A 3,050-nucleotide genomic window follows, 5' to 3' on the forward strand; every position below is an offset into this window, starting at 1 on the left:
TACCTTTGAGTATTCTTTTGTGGGCGAAACTGCCAAACAAAAAGGGATTGTAACAAAAATCAATTAACGACGTAAAAGTATCATTAACTAAATCAAAACTGACTTATGGAAATATTCGCAAACCCGGATGCATGGGTTGCTCTATTAACTTTAACCTTTTTAGAAATTGTTTTAGGAATTGACAACATCATTTTCATTTCAATTGTTACAGGTAAGTTACCCGAAGAAAAACGCAAAAAAGCAACACGTATCGGTTTATTTTTAGCCATGTTTATGCGTATTGCTTTGCTATTTGGTATCACATTATTAATTGCAATGAAAGCTCCTTGGTTTAGTTTGGATTTCGGTTGGTTCAAAGGTAGTTTTACCGGACAAGCAATGGTGCTGTTTTTTGGTGGATTATTTTTGATTTATAAAAGTACCAAAGAAATTCACGAAAAAGTGGATCACAAAGGTGAAGAAGAAAAAGACATGAAAACATCTGCAGCCAAGTCCTTCGGTAGTGTGATTCTTCAAATCCTTTTAATAGACTTAATTTTCTCAGTCGACAGTATTTTAACTGCTGTTGGGATGACCAACGGAATTGAAGGTGCGTTATATATCATGGTAACTGCTGTAGTTATTTCAGTGGGTGTCATGATGTTATTTGCTGTACCGGTTGGGTCATTTGTCAACGCCAATCCGTCCATTCAAATTTTAGGTTTAGCATTTCTAATATTAATTGGCTTTATGCTAATTACGGAAAGTATGCACCTATCAAATGCTACTCTAGTTGGTCAGCACGTTGGAGCCGTACCTAAAGGATACCTCTATTTTGCTATTGCTTTCTCATTAGGTGTCGAGTTTATCAACATGAAAATGCGAAAGAGAAACGATCATAAATAAAAAATCTAAAATAGATGTAACAATTTTCATAGTGATGAATCAAAAGGAAAACTTTTAAAAATCACGTATTATGAAAACTGTTACATTTTTTATTGTATCGCTTGTTAGTTCACTACTAACTTCTGTTTATGCTCAAAAATCATTTGAAGTTACTATCAAAGGAAAAGGAGCCCCTATCTTACTATTTCCGGGATTTGGATGCACCGGTGAATTATGGAACGAAACGGTTGCAGAACTTTCTAAAACCAATGAATGTCATGTTTTTACCTTTGCTGGTTTCGGCAATGTTGCTCCCATCGAATCTCCATGGTTTTCAAAAATTAAAGATGATGTTATCCAATATGTAAAAACAAATAAACTGATAAAACCAACGTTAATTGGACACAGTTTAGGTGGAACTTTAAGCTATTGGTTGGCGGCAACTGAACCGGAACTATTTAAAAAAGTAATTGCCGTTGATGCTCTTCCTTGTTCTGCCGCGTTAATGATTCCGAATTATAACGGAGAAAAGATTCCTTACGATAATCCGCAAAGCAAAATGATGCTGCAAATGGATGAAGCTTCATTCCAGGCTATGAATGCACAAACGGTTGGATTTATGTGCAAAAATCCTGAAAAACAAAAAGTAATCATTGAAATGATGAAAAAAGCTGATAGAAAAACCTATGTCAATGGCTATATTGATATGCTTAATTTGGATTTAAGAGAAGAAATTGCCAAAATTAAAATCCCAGTTATTATATTGGCTGCCACATTTCCGGACCAAGCAACTGTTGAAAAAACCTATCAAGCACAATTTGAAAAATTACCGTCGGTGAAAATATATTATGCTGAAAACGCTGCTCATTTTGTGATGTACGACCAACCGGAGTGGTTTCTGAAAAATGTCAAAGCAAATTTGAACTAACTTGGAAAAACAAACTCAATTTAACGAATTATTCAGCAAGCATTATCCTAAAGTATTGCGGTTGTGTAAAGGATATTTTAATGGAGATGCAGATCTGGCTTCGGATGCTGCACAGGAAATTTTTATAAAAGTATGGGAGAATTTAGATTCTTTTCGAAATGAATCGACTATCAGTACTTGGATCTTTAGAATTTCAGTCAATACCTGTTTAGTCTATTTACGAAAGAAATCAACTAAAAAAGAAATCAATTCAGACCATTTTCCAACGATTGAATCTGAAAATTATTCTCCTGAAATTGAAGAAAAATTAAGCAAAATGTATGCTTGTATCCATAAACTCGATGAAACTAGTAAAGTGATTATATTAATGGTTTTAGAAGGATTGGATTACAGTGAAATTGCTCAAGTGGTGGGACTGACTGAAGAAACACTTCGAGTAAGGATTCACCGAATTAAAAAAAATTTAACCCAATGTGTACAAAATGACAGACTTTAATAACATACAAGAAATTTGGAATTTGCAAAAAGATGCAAAACCGGAAAAAAATGCCTCTGAATTAATTGCTCAAGCAGAAAAACACAGCAAAACGATTAAACAGAACCATATGTGGACAATCGGTATTATTTCGTTTACTGTTTTGATACTCATTTATTATTTCGTTTGGACTAAATCGTATCAATTTAATTCATTGACCTTCGGATTATTACTAATGATAAGCATGTTGATTTTTAGAATAATTTTAGAAATCAACAGTGGTATAAAATTTAAAAGTATTAAACCCGATTTATCACTAATAGACTATTCAAAGAAAGTGAAACATTTTTATGAGTGGCGAAAAAAGATTCATCTAATTCTAACACCAATCATTTACATCAGCTATTTTATAGGTTTCACAATGTTGTTACCTGCTTTTAAGGCCAATTTCAGTACCGGATTTTATATGTATTGTCTAATTAGTGGTTATGGATTTTTCTTTGTGTTTGGTTACTTTTTAATCAAACAAATTAGAAAAGAATTAAAATTAATTGAGTTTTTGAAAGGAATTAGCTAAGAAATCACTAAGCTCGCTAAGTCTAAAAAAAAGTTCGCAAAGAGCAATTGATCCCTTTGCGAACTTTGTGTTTAAAATCTACTCCAGACTCAACGTAATCTGACCGTCGTCATCCAATTCGGTTTGAATATCATCGGAAATATTGTCTTCTCCGGAAACTTCCATTTCTTCGGGAACTTCTTCTTCCGGTTCTTCGTAGGGAAGCG

Annotated in this window: 4 protein-coding genes; all 4 read left to right on the forward strand. The window is 33.4% G+C overall.

The features are described from left to right. The first annotated feature begins 105 nt into the window (after positions 1–105). The 4 genes from ACIQ2S_RS12500 (at position 106) to ACIQ2S_RS12515 (ending at position 2,844) form a co-directional block, all read left to right on the forward strand. Positions 106–885, forward strand: a complete 780-nt coding sequence (locus tag ACIQ2S_RS12500) for a TerC family protein (RefSeq protein ID WP_396176492.1) — start codon at positions 106–108, stop codon at positions 883–885. Between the two features lie 70 nt (positions 886–955). Further along, positions 956–1,792 carry an alpha/beta fold hydrolase gene (locus ACIQ2S_RS12505; RefSeq protein WP_396176494.1) on the forward strand — a complete coding sequence of 279 codons (837 nt, stop codon included), beginning with the start codon at positions 956–958 and terminating at the stop codon, positions 1,790–1,792. A 1-nt stretch (position 1,793) separates the two neighbouring features. Further along, the gene (locus ACIQ2S_RS12510; protein ID WP_396176496.1) at positions 1,794–2,288 is read left to right on the forward strand and encodes an RNA polymerase sigma factor; all 495 of its coding nucleotides are present in this window, start codon (positions 1,794–1,796) and stop codon (positions 2,286–2,288) included. After that, on the forward strand, positions 2,275–2,844 hold the full coding sequence (locus tag ACIQ2S_RS12515) for a hypothetical protein (protein WP_396176498.1): 570 nt from the start codon (positions 2,275–2,277) through the stop codon (positions 2,842–2,844). Before ACIQ2S_RS12510 ends, ACIQ2S_RS12515 begins: the two co-directional genes overlap by 14 nt. Positions 2,845–3,050: the final 206 nt, after the last annotated feature.

The organism is Flavobacterium sp. (assembly GCF_044371705.1).
Lineage (GTDB): Bacteria > Bacteroidota > Bacteroidia > Flavobacteriales > Flavobacteriaceae > Flavobacterium.